Genomic DNA, 19,120 nt, shown 5'->3' on the forward strand with positions numbered 1-19,120 from the left:
TCTTCTTCATAATTACAGTTTAAAATTAATACTATTTTGTCTACTTTTAAACTGTCCAGTTTTTGGGGAAGCTTACATTTGTACCAAGACACAAGACATAAGACACAAGACATAAGACACAAGACTTAAGACACAAGACTTAAGACACAAGACACAAGACATTTGTACGGACCTGATATAGGTTAAGCACTTAAAAGTGATTCCGGTTTTATGCGAAGATTGCAGCCCCGAAATGGTGGATTGGAATAAAGGAAATAAAGGAAGTGTGGGTTGTTATGATTCAGGAAAAAGCAAGGCTGTCCATTTTTTTGCATTGGTTACCGGATCAAACATAAGCATAAGATTCTGGTGCCTGATTTTGATGTGATCCTCACTGAAATTGACATGCATAAACTCATCAATGGTATTAACCAGATCATCCACAGAATCTGCAATTTCGCACAGGGGTTCAAGTCCTGTACCGCTCACCATAGGTGAGTTTACGATACAAAATCTGCCATTGTAAAGCGATTTAAGTAATTTAAGTTTCAATCCTGTAGCCTGAAAGGTAACGATAAGGTTTATATGTGCTTCACGGATAAGTTTCAGCATTTCCTCTTCTGAAGGATTGGGAACAAGTTTAACATGATCCATCTTCCTGACCAGCCGTTTCATCCGGTTTGAAGGGTTCATGCCGGCTATTATAAAAGGCGTTTTAATCCGTGTAAATACATTTTTCAGCAGGAAAATAACAGCATTTTCATTTTCCGGAACACTTAGTTTTCCATGGTAGAAGATGTAGTCGCCGTATCCCGGTAGACTGTCAATTTTCCGGGTGGTATGTGATGACGGAATGAGTTCAATGTTAGGATATATAGCGTTATAATGATCGTAATCATTGGGTGAAATCGTTACGGTGTGATTGGCAGCCGTAATGACTTTTTCGTACCGTTTCAGTTTAAACCCCTCTATCAGGTCATATAATTTCCGGAACAGATTGTGTTCTGATCTGGACAACTGATAATAATACTCGTATTCCGTATTGTGCATTCTCACCAGTTTGATTCTCCGTTTCAGTCTCGGGTCATTCAGGAATGCAGTGGTATGAAGGCCTTCAAAAATTATCGGATCAGTATCTCTCAACAGATTATAAAGCAGCTTTTTATCTTTGCGCGTTTTAACAATAAAAGGCATAAACGAAAAAAAATTTCGTACACTCAGTTTCCGTTTATAGTAAAACACTGTATCACAGAATTCTTCCAGTTCGGTTGCCGGCGTCCGGTTTGAATAAAAGGCATGCAGTGTGATCCGTATACCACTGTTGCTCAGAGCCCTGATCCGGTTAAATATATCAATCACACCCCCGTAATTAGCCGGGTATGGAATATCAAAAGCGACTATATGTATGCGCTTTTCGTTCAAATCTGTCTTGTCTTCTCTTTCAGCCAGGTCAGCTCATCGGGTTCAAGATGCGATGACAAGGCATTGTAAACCGTTTTATGATAGTTGTTCACCCATTCAATTTCTTTCAGATCCAGCAGATTCATATTAATCATTCTGAGATCAATAGGGAAAAGGGTTAAGGTTGTGAATTCCAGGAATGAGCCAAACTCTGTGCTCATTTTTTCTGTTATGTATACCATATTTTCCACGCGTAATCCCCATTTTCCTTCCCTGTATAAACCGGGTTCAATGGTAAGAACCATACCGGGTTCCAGTACTACATCGTTGCCTTCTTTGCGAATAGTCTGCGGACCTTCATGTACATTCAGGAAATGGCCTACACCATGGCAGGTCCCATGGCCGTAATCCAGTCCCATGCGCCACATGGTTTCGCGGGCCAGAATATCGAGTTGAACTCCCCTTGTTCCGACCGGAAATACCGCGTTAGCCAGGTTTATATGTCCCTGCAACACCCGCGTGAAATCATTTTTTGCCTGCTGGTCAACCTTTCCTGTAGCTATGGTTCTGGTTATATCTGTTGTGCCAAAAAGATACTGTCCACCGGAGTCCATCAGCAAAACGCCGTCTTTTTCTATTCTGGCACTGCCTTCAGCGGGTGGTGAATAATGCACAAAACCGCCATTTTCGTTAAAGGTGGCAATGGTGTTGAAACTTTCATCCATAAATCCTTCCTGCTGAGACCTGAAATATTTCAACTGTACACCAATATCGTATTCCGTGATGGTTTTTCCTTTGGCCAGTGCTTTTTCAAACCATATCATAAACCGGGTCATGGCAATGCCATCGTTTACCATCGATTTTTTAAAGCCGGACAATTCAGTATTGTTTTTTATAGATTTAAAATGATTGACCAGCGATACTTCGTTTTCTATTTCATGTGCATCGGCCATAGCGCTGTATACAGCATAGTTCAATGCTGCTTTTTCAGTAATGAACCGGACATCTGTTGGCTGCTGCTTTACAAAACTGAAGATGTTTTCATACGGTAACACGCTGACACCGGATTTACTGAGTTTCGCTTTGGTACTATCCTCAATTTTTTCCGGATCAACAAAAAGATAAGCCGCCTCGGGGGATACAATGGCATAGGATATAACCACCGGATTATACACCACATCATTGCCACGAATATTAAAGAGCCATGCAATCTGATCCAGGGCAGAGTAGACCGCCATCCACTTTCCCGAATAAGCTTTACGGACCCGGTCCAGTTTTTTTGCTGTAGCTTCACCGCTGTAGTCCGTACTCAGTAACATGACCGGATTAACCTTTGCGGCACCCCGTTCCGTCCGCATTTCAGACAGCAGGTCAAGCGATGTTTCAAGTTGTAAGTTTTTCTTTTCAAGAACAGACCGTATTCGTTCTACTTCAGCGGCAGGGAAGAGTAATCCGTTAAGTCCGGCTGCCTGGCCGCTTTCAAGCGTATCACACAGCCATTTTACAGGTTCAGGAGTTCCTTTGATCCCTTTTTTGAATAAGCGTATTCCGGTTCCTGCAAGTTGTTTTTCAGCCTGAAGAAAATAACGGGAATCCGTCCATAACCCTGCATCGTTAAGGGTTATCACAATAAATCCCATCGATCCGGTGAACCCTGATATATAAGCGCGTTCAGCCCATTCATCAGGAAGATATTCACTCATATGCGGATCAGTGCCGGGAACAAGCCAGGCCTGAATGTTGTTTTCCTGCATCCGGTTTCTCAGGTTTTCAATACGTATTTTTATGTCACTCATGATAATTAGTTTAAAGCAATTAAAACTTGTGTCTGTATTTGGGTTAACTTCTACTTTTTGTCTGCAAGACTGAGGTTGATATTTTCAAAACGCCCGATAACCGTAACCGCTGATTCGGTATCGGCATTGCTCCCCACCACACCGTTTATAATCCGTGATGCACCGTCTTCAATGGTTCTGAAAGAGGAAGAAAGTCCCTGGTCTACCACTAATTCGCAATATTTAATATCTGCATTAAGGTTGAAGGAGGTGGTTTGTAAAAATGCCAGGTTTGTAAAAACATTGTTATGGTCAATGTTAATGGACTGAAAGCCTGGTTTTTCGTTAGTAAGCTGAAATTTACCATAATGTAAAACGGTTTCAAGATTTTGAGTCACATTGCCAATGGTAAATTCAGAATACATCCCGCTCAGCTTAATGCTGCCGGCATTGTTTATGTTAAAATTGTCCGTTTCAGTCGTGATGTTCAGGTCTTTACCCTGCTGTACAGACCAGGTGGAAAACTCACTTTTAATAACAGCTTCATCAATAGTGTTAACCGTTACAACAGAGTTTTCACAATGTATCAGTGCATTTGCAATATGTTGCAGGGTAACATCGGACTGAAACAAAGTCAGACTGGAAACCCGCTGAGGCTGAGCGTGTAATTCTGTTCCGTGAAGTTTTCCATAATCAATGGTCAGGCTCTGTATGGTCAGCGGGCCGTTAAAATATGCATCTCCGAACCTGTTGGTGATATTCCATAACAGATATGCCGGTGCTTTAATGTTTATTTCTGAGTCGTACAGGTAGTTGGATGCGTAATCCGGATCAACAATAAGCTCTATGTCAATTTTTTTTGATGAACCGGACACCGCATAATTGATATGTGTAAAAAAAGTGGCTGAATCCGATGCCAGGTCGAGGTCAACCGACAACTCTGCATTTATATAAATAGAGTCAATGTCGGCGAATGTAATGTTTATGTTGCCATGCTGGTTACTCAGGCGAACTTTTGCCAAAGAATCTACCCGGTATTCAAATGTTTTTTCAAATGATATATTTACGGCATAAAGTTGCGAGAAAAAGCCCGTCAGCAAATATAAAAGAACGTAAAAGCTACGGGATATTTTACCATTTTTCATGAATACCATCTTGTCCATCATAGTTACAAATATAATAAGTTTTTAACCATAGAAGTGGTTCATTTTGAGAATAAGATAAAATATACAAGCGTCCGTTTTGTAATCATCTGGTTACTAAATAATACGTTTAAACACACTCATCAGATATACAGAAATGGAGATGTTAAGGTTTTTTAATGATTTAGCAACTTAAACAACGCGAATTTCTGAAATTATAAATCTAATTTTACAGGTCGCAAACTAAAATCAGGTAACTATTTAATCCTAAAACACAAATGAAATATTATTTTAACAAAGTAATTAAAGTTGTCTTTATCAGTGTTATTCTTATTCTTCCGGATTTGATATCTGCTCAGGGAGGCTTCAGGGGTGTGAATTTTAATTGGGGCGAATCTGTCCTGCACCGGCCACCGGAATGGTATAAATCTGAAGCGGCAACAGAGATAGCGGATCATGTATTGTTGTATCAGTCCAGCGTAGGAGCCTGGCCTAAAAATACCGATCTGTCCAGGGTTCCCGATAAGGATACCTTCAAAAAAATAGAGGAAGAGGGTGCAGGCAATACCATTGACAATAATGCAACCACCCGCCCGATGCGTTTTCTGGCACTGGTTTACGATGCCACCGGTTCAAAAAAATATAAAAAGGCCTTTTTAAAAGGTCTCACTTACCTTCTGAAAGCACAATATGATAACGGAGGCTGGCCGCAGTTTTATCCACTGAGGAATCACGGGTATTATTCAGAAATAACCTATAATGATAATGCCATGATGAACGTGATGTTTTTACTCCGTGACATCGCTCAGAAACAATCACCATTCAGCTTTGTAGATGAATCATACCGCGATCGTTGCGAGTCAGCTGTTGAAAAGGGAATAGACTGTATTCTCAGAACGCAGGTGAAGCAGAACGGGAAATTAACGGCATGGTGTGCTCAGTATGATCAGAATACCCTGCAACCGGCCTGGGCCCGTAACTTTGAACCGCCTTCACTTTCGGGAGATGAGAGTGTGGATATTGTTCGTTTTCTGATGGAAATAGAAAATCCCTCACCTCAGGTAATAGCAGCCATCGAGGGTGCTGTGGCATGGTTTAAAGATGTTGAGATCCATGGTTTGGAATATCATCATAAATGGGGTGAAAACGGCAAGCCCGATGCCTTTGTAGAACCTGATCCTGATGCAGCGCCACTATGGGCCCGGTTTTACGAACTGGATACCAACAAACCGATTTTTATTGGACGTGATAAAGTGATCCACTACAAGCTGAACGAAATAGAACAGGAGCGGAGAGGAGGATATGCCTATTACGGCAGATGGCCTGCAAAAATGCTGAATGAAGAGTATCCTGCATGGAAGCAGAGGGTACATTAAGGTCTTATTCAATGACTATTTTCCAGAACTTTTCAGCAGATCTCAGTATGTAAAATCCACCAGCCAGTTCATCAAAAGAAAGAATTGTGGTTTGAGTTTCCGTCTGGTATGAGGTCTGTTTCAGTTCAATCTGTTTTCCTTCGGCATTAAATAATATGAAAACCTGATCCGGTCTGGTGTGGCTGATGTGTATCAGCCCCTGACCTGCAGGGTTGGGATAGACCTCAGAGATGTCCTGTGGCTTAATGATGCTGACATCTGTGGCATCGCCATTAAAGTAATGTTCGGCAAGGGTGAAGGCTTCTTTTCCGATTGTTTCGCCGATTAGTCTGCCGGTAATATCATCACAGGGAGGATGTATACCACCCCATATTCTGGAGAGGCTGCATTGATCCGAAGCATCACGATAGGTAGCCCACTGCAGAACCACATCCTGACTGGGACCTTCTTCAAATACAAGGAATTCGTTTTTAGCAGCCAGAAATTCACCCATACCACCCGGAAAATAAGGACTTCCGGTGAGTGCAGTTAGTACCTCTGCAGCTGCCCGGGAATAGGTGGAATGCCCGGATACATATCCAGCAAACGGAGGTGTGACAAATGAAGGACGCTGGTATGGCCACCAGTTTTCAGCCAGAATCCATCCTACGCCCGCCTGATCCACTTTCGGATCATTGATGTAATGGTGACCTTTCCATGCATATAATTTAATCTTCCCTGCATTTTCATTCTCTGATCCTGCCAGTGGGTCACCTGCTTTTACTACTTCTATTAAACCCTCAATCAGCGGAATCCCGTTTTCGTTGTAGTTTTCAAGGTCGGGGTCAGACGACTGACCCATGTCGGCCATGTAACGTATGGCAGAAACCGGCCTGATAAAATCGTACCAGCCTTTTATGCCCCATGCCGTAACAGCCGCATCATGCATCGCACCGCCGAGCGTAAAGTAGGCTTTTACATCCCACTCAAGCTGATCACCAAATAATTCCTCACCTTTGAATATCCGCTTAAATTCCGGGTGGTCGTTAATGTAGTTCAGCAATACAAACCAGTGTCCCGGAGGTGTTTCTGAATCGGGACCGTCAGCCCAGAATTCAGCAAGCACACGGGTGTAATCACCCCGTGGTACAACCTGGCTTTCATATGGTTTACCCGTTACAGGGTTTTCGTCTCTGCCTTTACCGGTATCGCCACCATCTTCATAATTGTAAAACTGATCATGCTCTGTGATATTCCCGGGTAAACCAAAAAAATCAATGTTTCCGATTGATGCTGGTGAGATATCCCACATGACTCCATCGAACGGATTAAGATGTGAGCTCCAGACAGAAACCAGGGAAAAATTCCATTTATAAAGATCCATGTCTGAATCCTTTAATGTCATGCTGTTTATCATGGGTGGTGATCCCGGATCGTGATAAACCAAATACTGATTACCATCCCTGGAATAATGCGCTGCAGCATCATCCTTGAGGGCAAACGCTTTCACATTACCCCATTCAGGGCCAAGAAAAGCGGGTGTGTTTTCAGAGGTGATATTCCCTGCCTGGTCTATAAATATTTCAAGCTGAAGCGGTTGCCAGCGGTTAGGATCGGTAAGGGAAGGATTCCCCGGCAGATTGGGGATCAGTGGTTCATTTACAGGTGTGTAAAACTGATTTTCATATTTGTTGATTTCATTTGATCCGTCACTTAATCCGTAAACAATAACGGATTGGCCGATAAAATTTCCCAGGGCTTTGGGATTGCCACCACTGTAATCGGACGATGTAAATGAAGGATCAAAATTTAAGAGTTTCATTAAGGCATCAAACCTTTGCTGCGTTTCTTCCTGGTGTGGTGAATTTTTAAACCTGTATGTCAGCAATCTGTATGCAGCATAGCTCATAGCCGTATTTACGGCAGTTTCCTTGCTGACATCTGTTCTGAAACCGTCAAAGTTATTAATATAATCATGTATTTCCTTACCAATCAGATAGGTTTCGGCTTTTTCATCGAATAAAGCCCATGCGTCATAGAGGGCTATGCTGGTATGAAAAAGGTTTCTGGCGTGAACCGTCGGTCTGGCATAATCTTCACGTATGGCCTGAAGCAGTGCTTCATTCCACATTCTGGCCACTGAAACGCGGTCGGTAACATCATGCACATTCATGCTGATCTCCTTCGTCACCGGCAGGCTGGAACAGGCGTTAATCTCCCGAACCATGAGTTCACCCTTTTCTGCAATTCCCCATTTGACTCTGATCAGTGTGTCACCCTGACCCTCAAGTATTTTACCGTTTTTCACTTCCCAGTAACAGGTGCTTCCTGCTTTAGCCGGGTAGGAATAGGACTGTTCCGTAAGAATGCCTGCTGTTGCACTGCCGTTGATTGTATGACTCTCAAGATAGGTGCAGGAACCATCGTCCTCTGTTGCATCCGGATCATAACTGCAGGAGGCAGGATCTGTGCAACCGGATATTTTGTCAGTACTCAGATACCGGTCGTAATACCCGCCATTTTCAGTAAAACGATAAAACCGGTTAGCAGGAATATTCGTGTATGTTTCTTTAAGTCCCGATGGCCAGGTAATAGTCAATTCTTCAATGGTATTGAATTTGGCCAGACCAAAATGGAGCGGGATAAGGCTTTGAGCCATCAGTGCAGATCCATGTTTGTATCCTGAAAGAACCAGTTCACCAATCTTAATCTGTACCAGGGCGCCGATGGCATTAAGGTTTGAGCTTGTTCCCTGGAGGTCAATACTGACCCAGTTGGCTGTATTGGCTTTTGCCGATTGCACTCTTTCGTTTTCAAAAAACTGAATCTGCTTATTGGTACTGCCTACAAGCATGTCAAGATCTCCATCGTTGTCATAATCGAATACGGCAACAGAACTGGAATAGGTTGGAGCATCCAGTCCGTATTCCGCAGCTTTCTCCATGAATTTTTCCTCACCTGTTTCCAGGAGGTTTTCATAGTATTTATTGGGAAATTCAAGGTAATATCCGTTCAGCACGACAAGATCCATATCCAGATCGTTATCAAAATCTGCAAACTGACATCCCCAGGCCCATTCCGTTTTTTCAAGGTACAGGGCGGGTGCTACATCTGTAAACGATGTATTGCCGGAGTTTTTGTATAGTGCACTTTCGTTTATGTTGGTAATGAAGAGATCGAAAAAACCATCGTTGTTATAATCCGCCATGGCAAGTCCCATCCCATCTTTAAACTCATCTGTAATGCCGTAATGTTCCGCACTGTCGCGGAAAAATGTGCCGTTGTCGTTTATAAAAAACTCATTGGGCAGATCAAAATCTTTTGATATGTATAAGTCCTGGAAGCTGTCACCGTTTTTATCCCATGGAATAGCCATCCACGATGCCAGTCCCGATGGATTCAGTCCAGAACTTTCTGTATAATTTGTGAAGGTGCCGTCTCCGTTGTTTTTATATATGGATCCATTACAGGCGAATACGCTGGTGATGTACAGATCCAGGTAACTGTCGTTGTTGAAGTCGAACCAAAGGGCACCCGTGGTATAGCAATTGTTTTTTTCAGAAAACCCGGCACTGACGGTGACATTGGTAAATGTACCATCCTGATTGTTATGATAAAGCTCGTAAAACAGTGCACTGCCAAGAAAAAGATCAGGAAAACCATCGTTGTCATAGTCCCCCCACGAGGCACTCATCTGTTCTCCGAAACCAAAAGGACCGGGAACCGTTTCTTCAAAATAATTGTGCTTGCTTACTATGCCGGATTCTGCGGTGACATCCGTAAAACTGCCATCATTATTATTGCGGAACAACTGACTGGCGACCGGAATATTAGTGACATTATTCCAGCGGGATACTATAAACACATCCAGGTCATTGTCGTCATCATAATCGGCCACAGCAATGCCATTATTGTTAAATGCTGATGATAGATGGCTTTGTAAACTTATTTCTTTGAAGGGCTGGGAATGCAGTATATTTATTGATACTATGGATAAAAAAAGATAAACTGCAATTATTTTAAATGCAGTAAGAGAATTTGTCAATTGTATCAATCCGGTTCTTTTCATGTATTTTAAACAGTGTTAATGACTGTTTTCATCATGTTACATTCGGATTTAAAAATAAGCAATTTATTGAAAATCAAAAAAAGTGTTAAATCCCCAGGATTAATTACGGATTATTGTCAAGGAAATTCATAATTAATTTGTGTAAGCAGACTTAATTGTCGCATTATTTTATGAATTTTTTTAGTGAAGAATAGAACATTTGGTATATTTTTTTCTGTATATCTGTATAGCCTTTCCAGAACGAAGACTTTCAGATAATTTTTCAACCTTAATAACAAATTGAAATGGTATATATATCGAAACCGGCCTTTCGGTGGTGCCGAGCCAAAGCAGTTTACTCTTGTTTCTTAACAAGCTATTTACAACAGTTGTATCAAAGTTGACATCAAACGATTTACTAACGATTTTACAGGAAACAGAGTCGTTTAATTTGAAGATATCAACCTGAGCAACAACAAACCCCTGGACGTTATTATCCAGTAATAATTTCGGATATTCAATGGAGTTAAAAATTTCCTCAAGAAATATACATTCCCAATAACGGATTCTTTTTAATAAGCTGGTATCAACCTTATAGGCGTTATTAAATCTTAGTGCTCCGTCTTCAGTATATAGTCCTGTTCCCTGTGCCATTGTATTTGTCATGGATAATAATGTAAACAGAACGAAAGAGGTAATTTGTTTGAGAAATTTCATGATGTTTCAATTAACATATTACTGTGCCACGATCCACTCATAAACCGGATCACGTCCCTCTTTAAAATCCTTAAAGCTGGCTTCGATAATATGATCAGGAGTGATGGTTTTCAGATCCTTGTCTGTTCGTTTAAAGTACTTGGTAGAATACTGAACTGACAGACCTGAAGATGGCAATTGCATTCGCTTTACTTCGCCCAGATGGTTTGGTTTTCCCGAGGTTTCTTCACCTACCAGAATAGCGTTGGTCATATTTCGGAAATCCATGGCATTAATAATAGCGGAGGAAAATGTATTGCGACCGATTATGACATATAGTTTACCTTTTTTATTGGCTTTTTTAAGCGTTGATAATTCCTTTATCAGTTGGGTTCCCTGTTCCGAGTTTCCGCCACCGTTAAAACGGATGTCGAAAATAATCTTATCAAAGGTATTTGCTGTGATGGTATCAATAATCCGGTTCTGAAATTCTGTAAAAGAAGGCAAATCCTGAACATTCCCCCTGAATCCGGGAGGTACATGTTCCCGGCTCCAGCATTGGTTATACTGAATATAATAGACATTATTTTTGCTATCTTCATGATCCCAAAACAAGGCTCTTCCATTTTGATAGCACAGGGGGATTGGATCAGGGATTACTCCTACAGCGTTAGAGCGGTTAGTGCTCTCAGAACTAATCCTGTAATTTAGTGTCTGACCATTTTCATTTTTCAATTGTAAGTTAACAGTGTCAGAATCTGCAATTCCAAAATACTCCAGTGCCTGAATCAGAGGGAGCATTTTGGGCATAGTTTTTTTTATTGTTGCCATATTATCTATGGTTGCTAACGTGGAAAGTGAGTCAATAACTATATTTATGGGAATTCCATTTATTGCCAAAAGTTTTCCACCCAGTATAGCTTCATTCTTCTTTGTGGTGCCCTGAACAATTATGCCATCACTGAACCACATTAAATTAAGTGGCAAAAAACGATTTGAGTCCCAAAATTGTTTAAGGCTAACGTGTGTATGTAAGTCACCCATTGACGCAACCAGTTGTTTTAATTTTACACCCATTTCAAAATCCGACAGCTCATTTTTTTGTGCAGCAATCCGGTCCAGGCCATTGTTAAAGTCCTCCTGGCTTTTTACCATAAATAAATTGTAGTGGTTTTTGGGCAGTTCTGTTTTCATATAGTCGATATCAGCCTGCCAGTCGATGGTTCTGTTTTGAGCACAAGCGGCAACTGAAATAAAAATGTACAGGATAAGGATTGTATTTTTCATAATAGTGGCATTTAAATTAGAGTTTTAATCTGAATAATGCATACAAGCGATAGATGTTTTCTTCCATTGGTTCACATTTTTATAAACTGAAAGATATTAAAATAGTACATTTTTAACTTCCCTTTTCCAATTAATATGCTTGCTGTAATTGCATAGACTATATTTATGATATACAGTACCCCCATTACATAGAATAAGAGATTACTGTTGCTCCAATGGTTTATTTTTAGAAAGAACCATAATATGAAAGAGGAATAGAATATCAGGTTCCATAAAATTTGAAAATTTAAAAGATTAACACCTTGTTCATTCAAATCAATTATTTTATCACGTTTGGTGAGCCATAACACCATAGGCAGTATGATACTGCCAAGAGGCAAGAAGATGCACGCTAAAACAGATAAATGAAAATACTGTAAAAATTTTAAGTCCTTTTTTTTATTGTAATCAAGAAGGTTCTCAATATTAATTTCCAAAACCGTACATATGTTTTTTAATGTATTTCCCCGTGGTTGATTTATGCCTTTTTCTATACGCTGAAGTGTTCTCAGGTTAATATTTGCATCGTCAGATAGTTCTTCCTGGGATAATCCTTTTTGTTTTCTTATTTCTGAAATTTTTGAGCCAATTGTTTCCACCGAATTTCTTTTTAAATATGGTTTCAAAATTACAACGGTAATGTTTAAACTGTTACGGTTTAAGCATGACATTTTTATGGCATTTGTGCCTGTATTCTGAAATTCATATTCGTAATAAAGACTAACAGGTTCATAATTATGGTTTTAGTATTTTGTGTACTATCAAAAATAATGATCAAAGGCCAAATTTACAAGCTGTTAGACTTATATGTATTCAGTAAAAATAATAAAATCTGTTGGGTTTGATTCAGGGTATATTGACAGAATGTAAGACTGATTTGTTCTGCAGTAAATGCAAAAATTTTACTTCAGGTCCAGTTTACGCATCTGTTTTACAATCATTTTTACAGCAAATTTAGGAGCCAGTCGGTATAATATATCTAAACCTTTGGCATCTTTTCCAACCATTGCCCGGAATTTATTTTTTTCTACGGCGCGTATGATTTTTTCTGCAGCTTTATTTGCAGGCATCGCCATGTTGCTTTGTGTATCCTTCGAAGCCTTTTCTTCGGCTTCGGACTTAATGCCGGAGTTGGACATAATATTTGTATTCACGGCTCCGGGATGAATAACGGTCACGCCAACGTTTGTATGCCGAAGTTCGGCATATAAGCCTTCCGTTAAAAGTTTCACTGCAGCTTTGGAAGCACCGTAAAATGTTTGTCCGGGGAAAGGAATAAAACCTCCCATGCTGGAGATGTTGGCAATGTGTGCTTCAGGACGTTTTAGCAGATAAGGTAAAAATGATTTGGTCATATATAATGCACCATAAAAATTTATATTTATAATGCGTTCAATTCTGTCATAATCCAGTTCGTTCACATCAATAAACGGCTGAATAATACCGGCATTATTGATTAATCCGTCCACAACGCCGTGCGCATTAATTACTGCTTCAGGCAATTTTTCAACTTCGGTGCGATCTGCAATATTTATTTCATGAACCGACAGATTTGAATTCCCGGCCATTGAAGCGGTTTCCTGCATGCCTTTTACGTTGATATCAACCATGGCAACTTTTGCACCTTTCGCCAGCAGTTGCAAGGTGATTTCTCTGCCCATGCCGCTTCCGGCACCCGTAACAACAATTACCTTATTATTTACTTTCATTTGTGAAGAGTGATGGATTAAACCTCAGTAACATTCATTGTGACATTCAAACGGCGTGACTGATCAACTTATACGACAATTTTCGACGTCAGGCACAGGTTCACAATATATTAATTTTTTCCTGGTTTGCTGCAATGTTCTGTAGTAAGGCGGTTTTATCAAGAATAAAAATAAAAGGATCAGACCTGTTTTATTTGGCAGCCTGATCCTTTAAATGCATTTTCTTCATTTATCCGCACGCATATATTATATACTAGCGGGCACTGAAATGCTTTTATTCTTTGCTTTGCTATTGTCCGGGTTGTATAAATACCGAAGTCATACTCAGGGAGCCTGCCATGGTTTTATCGTTGAACAGGGAGATGCCGTCGTTTTCATTTTTTAATCCCAGAACATAGAGCAAAGGTAAAAAGTGATCCGGAGTCGGCACCGCAAGTTCCAGTGCTTTCCCTTGTTGTTTGTACTGTATCAGTGCTTTGTGGTCACCCGATAGAATCCAGTCATTCATTTTTGTCCTGGCTTCAACAGCCCAGTCAAACCCATAACCAACAGTGTTCATGTTTTCCCAGTCTACAAGACGAAGGTTGTGCACCAGGTTGCCGCTGCCGATTATCAGCACTCCCTTATTGCGTAAGGCCGCCAGTTCTTTGCCCAGATTGTAATGAAACTCCGGTTCCCTGGTATAATCAATGCTCATCTCTATCACCGGTACATCGGCATCAGGGTACAGGTGTTTTATTACACTCCATGCACCATGATCCAAACCCCATTTGTGCGTAAGTGCGGCTTCGGTTGAACCGATCAGCTGCATCGTTTCTTTAGCCAGCTCCGGACTTCCGGGAGCCGGATATTGTACATCATACAGGGCTTTCGGAAATCCGCCAAAATCATGAATTGTTGGTGGCTGATCCATTGCCGTGAGAAAGGTCCCACGTGTTTCCCAGTGCGCCGAAACACATAATATTGCTTTGGGCTTTTCAAATCGGGTACCGATATCCCTGAAATTGCGGGTGAACTCATTATCTTCAATGGCATTCATCGGACTTCCATGACCCAGAAACAGCAGGGGCATAGGCTCCGTGCTGTCAAAGGTCGATGTCAGTTTGTTTAGTGCGTTCAGTTTCATTGCTGCTCCTGTTAATGGAAGTAAAGACAGAATTTTGAGAAACTGTTTCCGTTCCATACTTCCGTTGTTTATGCTGACTGCTTTACAAATTGTACTTCAGCCGATATTTTTACTTCATCGCTGACCAGAACCCCTCCGGTTTCAAGGGCTGCATTCCAGTTAAGTCCCCAGTCTTTACGATTGATCTTTCCTTCCAGAGAAAATCCGGCTTTGTAATTGCCCCAGGGATCTTTATTAATTCCACCGTATTCAACATTAAATGTTACCTCTTTACTAACACCTCTGATGGTTAATACACCAGTCAGTTTGTATTCGTCGTCATCCACTTTTTTTAGTGCAGTACCCTCAAAAGTCAATGCGGCATGGTTCTCTGCATCGAAAAAATCAGCGCTTTTCAGGTGATTGTCACGGTCTTCATTGTTTGTAAAAACTGAAGCTGACTCAATGGAGGCAGTGATCTTTGCATGTTCAAAATCCTCTCCGTCAATGACGGCACTGAAAGATTTAAACTCACCACGTACGTTTGAGATCATCATGTGTTTTACTTTAAATGTAATCTCACTGTGCGAAGGATCAAGGGTCCAGATTGTTTTTGTCGTTTCCATTTTCCGTTATTTTTATTGTTTATAATTTGATTTCTTTTATGAATACAAAGGTCGGGTAACATCCCTAGCAGGAGGTATCACATTTCGGAAAAAGGATTATAAAATCAGGAAATAAGCTGCTGCATTTCTTTTCTGAATTCCCCGGGTGTCTGGCCTGAGCGGCGTTTGAATACGCTGGTGAAGTAGGCATTTTCTGAATAACCCAGTTCAAAACTGATTTCGGCAATGGTTTTGTCTGTTGTCATCAGCAGGTTTTTAGCTTCAATAAGTTTTCGTGTTTCAATGATTTCAGACACACTTTTCTGCATGATGTTCTGACAGATAATATTCAGGTTCCTGCTGCTCATAAATAACTTCTCAGCATAAAACTCCACACCCTCGGGCCGGCGAAAGTTCTCTTCAAGTGTGACCAGGAAATTCTTAAAAGTCGAGCTCTGCGTTTTAACCAGTTCGGAATCATCGGCCACACGTTTTTTACGTTCGGCTTCAACCATGGTAAAAAGGGCGCTCAGGAGATGCCTGACTATGGAATAATCAGGTTGTTCAGCCTGTGTTTCTTCCAGCATCATGCGGCATATGGATTCCATCCGGTGGAAGCACCGGTCTGCCGGAAGTGGTATGTTTGCATTGTTGTGATAATAAGTGTATAACTGGAAAGTAGTTTCCGGTATAAATTCACTTCTGAACCGGATGGCCCAGATATCGCACTTTCCATCTTTTAAATAGGGTACCACACGGTGTACTTTCCCCTTGGTAACAAAACTGACAAATGGAGCGTCCATTTTTGTGGATTCAAAGTCAATGAAATGTTCCAGGCTGCCTTCTATGCCAATCAATAATTCTTCATAATCATGCGTATGAGGTTCGTTCTCGGAGGTCTGAATGCGCTCTACGTCTTCAGGGGCAAGCCGGTATATTTTGAACATGTGTTGCATAAGCTGATGTGATGGTATTATTTCACAGAACAAATATAAGATGGGAAAGTTGTGAAATCAATTTTAATATGCATTGGTTTCCCGGAACCGAACAGACGGGATAAAGATTATATTGTAATGGTATTATATTTCTGGTTTTACTGTAATTCTATTGCTGCTTACTAAAGCATGTATGCTAAAGATAAAAAAATACAGACGCACATATTTGTGATATGCATCTGTATTTTATAATGGAAATTACACGATATCATTATCTCCTCAGTTATATTACACAGAGCAGACATGATATGTTTGCTTAGAACATGATACCGACATATACCTGAATGTTGTTGTTTTTTGCGTCTCCGAGAAGATCCTGTACGGATTCTCCGTCTTTTGCCACCTGGTTCAGACCAAGACTGTAATTAAAACCAAATATCAAAGGATCAAGATTAAATCCAAGACCTGCGGAGATACCGTAATCAAGGGTATTAAATTCACTCCGGTCAAGATCTTCAGCATTGTCAATATTGATAAAATCCAGAACTTCGGCCTGAGTTTCAACGCTGGCATTCATTAAAACACCAACATAGGGTCCAACATGAAAATTAAAATCATTGGCAAGGTAATATGCAAAGTGTAGTGGAATTTCAAGATAATTTAAGTTAAGTTTTGTCTCTCCGTCTGCCAGGTCAACACCAAGGAAATCCTGGTTATAAACGGTCTTAACACCCTTGGCAGAATACAGTAATTCAGGCTGAAAAGCAAAGGCGTCTGATAACATGAATCTACTCCAGACACCGGCGTTAAAACCGGGCAGGACATTGTTTTCATCTGCATTGTCTATGGTTAATGATGAGAGGTTTAATCCCCCTTTTATACCGAATCTGGAATCCTGAGCGGATGCTGATCCTGTGAGAAACAACAGGGCCGCTATGAATACTAAAGTTTTGAACGCATTTTTTTTATTAATTCTATACATATCTGTGTGTTTAATTGTTTGTAAAATGTGTTGTCCGGTAAGCATATACCGGTTTATAAGATTATTCTTTTATGGTTTAAATATCTCCGCGTTTTGCGGCTCGTTTAAGTTTGTTATTGGCGTAAATAGCAACTTCAACCCTTCGGTTTTGTTGGCGGCCCTGTTTTGTGTCATTGGATGCAACAGGTTGTTCCTCACCGTATCCTTCCGTTACAAGCCTGTTGTTCGGAATACTGAGGTTATTCAGATAATCAGATACAGCGTTGGCCCGTTCCTGTGATAATTCCATATTGTATGCATCATCGCCAACATTATCGGTATGACCCTCTATTAAAACTTCTGTATCATCGTACTTCTTTAAAGTTTCTGCCAGTTCGTTAAGGTTTTGTATGGATGCATCACGCAGCTTATATGAGTCAAAATCGAACAAAATTCCTGAATCAAAAGTGATTTTAATACCTTCTCCCACACGTTCAACATCCGCACCTTCAAGGTCCTTCTTTAGTTCCTCTGCCTGCTTGTCCATGTATTTTCCAATTAAGGCACCTGCAGTTCCACCAATCATGGCACCAAGAATTGCCCCGGTAGCCGTATTATCCGATTGACTTCCGATTACACCACCTATGGTTCCTCCAACACCGGAACCAATAGCACCGCCTTTCATTGTTCTGGATGCTGAACAGGAAGAAATTAAAGTTATTATGAGAATGAAGCTTGTTAAGCTTAATAGCTTTGTTTTAAATTTTGTTTTCATAATGTTTGTATTTAGTTTTTTATTTAATTTTCAGGAGAACATCTAATTCCCCACAATATCATGCCACAGTCTGCGGGTGTGTCTGCTTGCTATGGTATTTCCACAGACAGAGCGAGTTTAAGATCTATTACGAATATGTGTAGGTTTTACAGATAGTGGTTAATTTCCACAACGGTCTGTTGAATGCCACAAGCAGATCCCGGTTAAGCCAGGTTGTTTTTTCGTTCTTAAACCGGATTACTGTGATCCGGAGCGATCATTCTTTTGCATTATAATACGCCATGGCTTTTTCCATGTGTTTTTCAAGATTATTTATCCTGTTTTCCGGATTTGGGTGAGTCGATAAAAATTCAGGAACGGGCGTTTGACCTTCCCGCATCATGCGTTGCCAGAAGCTTATGGATTCCCGTGGATCATATCCTGCCATGGCCATAAGGTATAAGCCCATTTCGTCTGCTTCTTTTTCATGCAGTCTGCTGTAAGGTAACATTACACCAAGTTGGGAACCAACACCAAAAGCCACCATCGCCAGATTTTGTGTCGTCTCTTTTTCCTTTTGAAGCGCCTCGGAAAGAGCCATCCCTCCAAGCTGAACGGCAAGTTGCTGAGACATTCGCTCATTCCCGTGTCCGGCTATGGCATGAGCAACTTCATGGGCCATTACCACAGCAACACCGGTTTCATCCTGGCAAACGGGCATTATGCCTTCATAAAATGCAATTTTACCACCGGGCATACACCAGGCATTAACTTCATCAGATGCGAGAACATGGTACTCCCAGTCATAATTTGAAATTTCGTCTTTCATGCCGCGTTTGGTAAAATAGCTTTCAACCGCATGGGCTATATTTTGTCCCACTTTTTTCACCTGTGCCCTGTATTCAGCATTATCAGTGAGTTTATTTTCCTTAAGAACTTTCTGATAACTGCTTTCGCTTAACGTCAGCATTTGTGAAGATGGCACTGCAGTAAACTGGGTTCTCCCGGTAAACGGCACTGTACCGCATGCAACAGAGATAACTGAAATCAGAAATAAGCTTAAATATTTCATGAGTGTGTGTTTTGTAATATGCGTAAGAGGTTAAAAAACCATGCCAGACTGAAAGAACCGGAATGAATAAACAGTTGGTGGCAGTCCTTAAGGTTCTGAAAGGAAGGGTTTTATATTTATTCGGCGTTCATTTTAAGCATTGAGGAAATAAATTCTTCAGGAACTGATCGATGTATAAAGGTGTGGATAAAAGAATAATGGTGTAGAATAAATTCCCGCCGTATGGTAAAAGTTTTGGTTTGGCGGATCACAAAAAA

The 19,120-nt window shown here is 40.8% G+C and carries 15 protein-coding genes; 1 reads left to right on the plus strand and 14 read right to left on the minus strand.

The genetic code is table 11. The annotated features are described in order from the left end of the window. Nucleotides 1-273 precede the first annotated feature (273 nt). Genes ACE1EF_RS18680 through ACE1EF_RS18690 form a run of 3 tightly spaced genes read right to left on the minus strand, consistent with a single transcriptional unit; the run spans nt 274 to nt 4,321 of the window. Nucleotides 274-1,401 (minus strand): glycosyltransferase family protein, encoded by a 1,128-nt coding sequence (locus ACE1EF_RS18680; RefSeq protein ID WP_375722223.1) that lies wholly within the window; start codon nt 1,399-1,401, stop codon nt 274-276. Beyond that, nucleotides 1,398-3,176, minus strand: a complete 1,779-nt coding sequence (locus ACE1EF_RS18685) for an aminopeptidase P family protein (RefSeq protein ID WP_375722224.1) — start codon at nt 3,174-3,176, stop codon at nt 1,398-1,400. Before ACE1EF_RS18685 ends, ACE1EF_RS18680 begins: the two co-directional genes overlap by 4 nt. A gap of 50 nt (nt 3,177-3,226) precedes the next feature. After that, the gene (locus ACE1EF_RS18690; RefSeq protein ID WP_375722225.1) at nt 3,227-4,321 is read right to left on the minus strand and encodes a hypothetical protein; all 1,095 of its coding nucleotides are present in this window, start codon (nt 4,319-4,321) and stop codon (nt 3,227-3,229) included. Between the two features lie 254 nt (nt 4,322-4,575). On the opposite strand from ACE1EF_RS18690, the gene pelA reads away from it, so the two are divergent. Next, nucleotides 4,576-5,673, plus strand: coding sequence for a pectate lyase (gene pelA / locus ACE1EF_RS18695; RefSeq protein ID WP_375722226.1), 1,098 nt, complete (start codon nt 4,576-4,578; stop codon nt 5,671-5,673). Between the two features lie 4 nt (nt 5,674-5,677). On the opposite strand, the gene ACE1EF_RS18700 is transcribed toward pelA, so the two are convergent. From ACE1EF_RS18700 to ACE1EF_RS18750, 11 genes are all read right to left on the minus strand, one after another. Beyond that, nucleotides 5,678-9,721, minus strand: a complete 4,044-nt coding sequence (locus tag ACE1EF_RS18700; RefSeq protein WP_375722227.1) for an FG-GAP-like repeat-containing protein — start codon at nt 9,719-9,721, stop codon at nt 5,678-5,680. Between the two features lie 180 nt (nt 9,722-9,901). Continuing rightward, nucleotides 9,902-10,417: a hypothetical protein gene (locus tag ACE1EF_RS18705; protein ID WP_375722228.1), complete on the minus strand. Its 516-nt coding sequence runs from the start codon at nt 10,415-10,417 to the stop codon at nt 9,902-9,904. A gap of 18 nt (nt 10,418-10,435) precedes the next feature. Beyond that, nucleotides 10,436-11,683 (minus strand): S41 family peptidase, encoded by a 1,248-nt coding sequence (locus ACE1EF_RS18710; protein ID WP_375722229.1) that lies wholly within the window; start codon nt 11,681-11,683, stop codon nt 10,436-10,438. Nucleotides 11,684-11,754: 71 nt separating this feature from the next. Beyond that, complete coding sequence (locus ACE1EF_RS18715) at nt 11,755-12,348, minus strand: magnetosome magnetite crystal formation protein family (protein ID WP_375722230.1); 594 nt, start codon at nt 12,346-12,348, stop codon at nt 11,755-11,757. Nucleotides 12,349-12,624: 276 nt separating this feature from the next. Then, entirely contained in the window at nt 12,625-13,431 is an 807-nt protein-coding gene (locus ACE1EF_RS18720; protein WP_375722231.1) for an SDR family NAD(P)-dependent oxidoreductase, read from the minus strand. Nucleotides 13,432-13,720: 289 nt separating this feature from the next. After that, nucleotides 13,721-14,614 carry a 4,5-DOPA-extradiol-dioxygenase gene (gene ygiD, locus ACE1EF_RS18725; protein ID WP_375722232.1) on the minus strand — a complete coding sequence of 298 codons (894 nt, stop codon included), beginning with the start codon at nt 14,612-14,614 and terminating at the stop codon, nt 13,721-13,723. Between the two features lie 11 nt (nt 14,615-14,625). Next, the gene (locus tag ACE1EF_RS18730) at nt 14,626-15,162 is read right to left on the minus strand and encodes a YceI family protein (protein WP_375722233.1); all 537 of its coding nucleotides are present in this window, start codon (nt 15,160-15,162) and stop codon (nt 14,626-14,628) included. 104 nt (nt 15,163-15,266) lie between these two features. Continuing rightward, nucleotides 15,267-16,088, minus strand: coding sequence for a helix-turn-helix transcriptional regulator (locus tag ACE1EF_RS18735; protein WP_375722234.1), 822 nt, complete (start codon nt 16,086-16,088; stop codon nt 15,267-15,269). Between the two features lie 304 nt (nt 16,089-16,392). Continuing rightward, a complete protein-coding gene (locus ACE1EF_RS18740; protein ID WP_375722235.1) occupies nt 16,393-17,058 on the minus strand; it encodes a porin family protein in 666 nt (221 codons plus the stop codon). A 76-nt stretch (nt 17,059-17,134) separates the two neighbouring features. After that, the gene (locus tag ACE1EF_RS18745; RefSeq protein ID WP_375722236.1) at nt 17,135-17,812 is read right to left on the minus strand and encodes a YiaD family glycine zipper/OmpA-like lipoprotein; all 678 of its coding nucleotides are present in this window, start codon (nt 17,810-17,812) and stop codon (nt 17,135-17,137) included. Between the two features lie 256 nt (nt 17,813-18,068). Then, nucleotides 18,069-18,863: a M48 family metallopeptidase gene (locus ACE1EF_RS18750; protein ID WP_375722237.1), complete on the minus strand. Its 795-nt coding sequence runs from the start codon at nt 18,861-18,863 to the stop codon at nt 18,069-18,071. Between the last annotated feature and the right edge of the window lie 257 nt (nt 18,864-19,120).

Source organism: Quyinboa sediminis (assembly GCF_042219855.1).
Taxonomy (GTDB): domain Bacteria; phylum Bacteroidota; class Bacteroidia; order Bacteroidales; family UBA5342; genus JBHJHP01.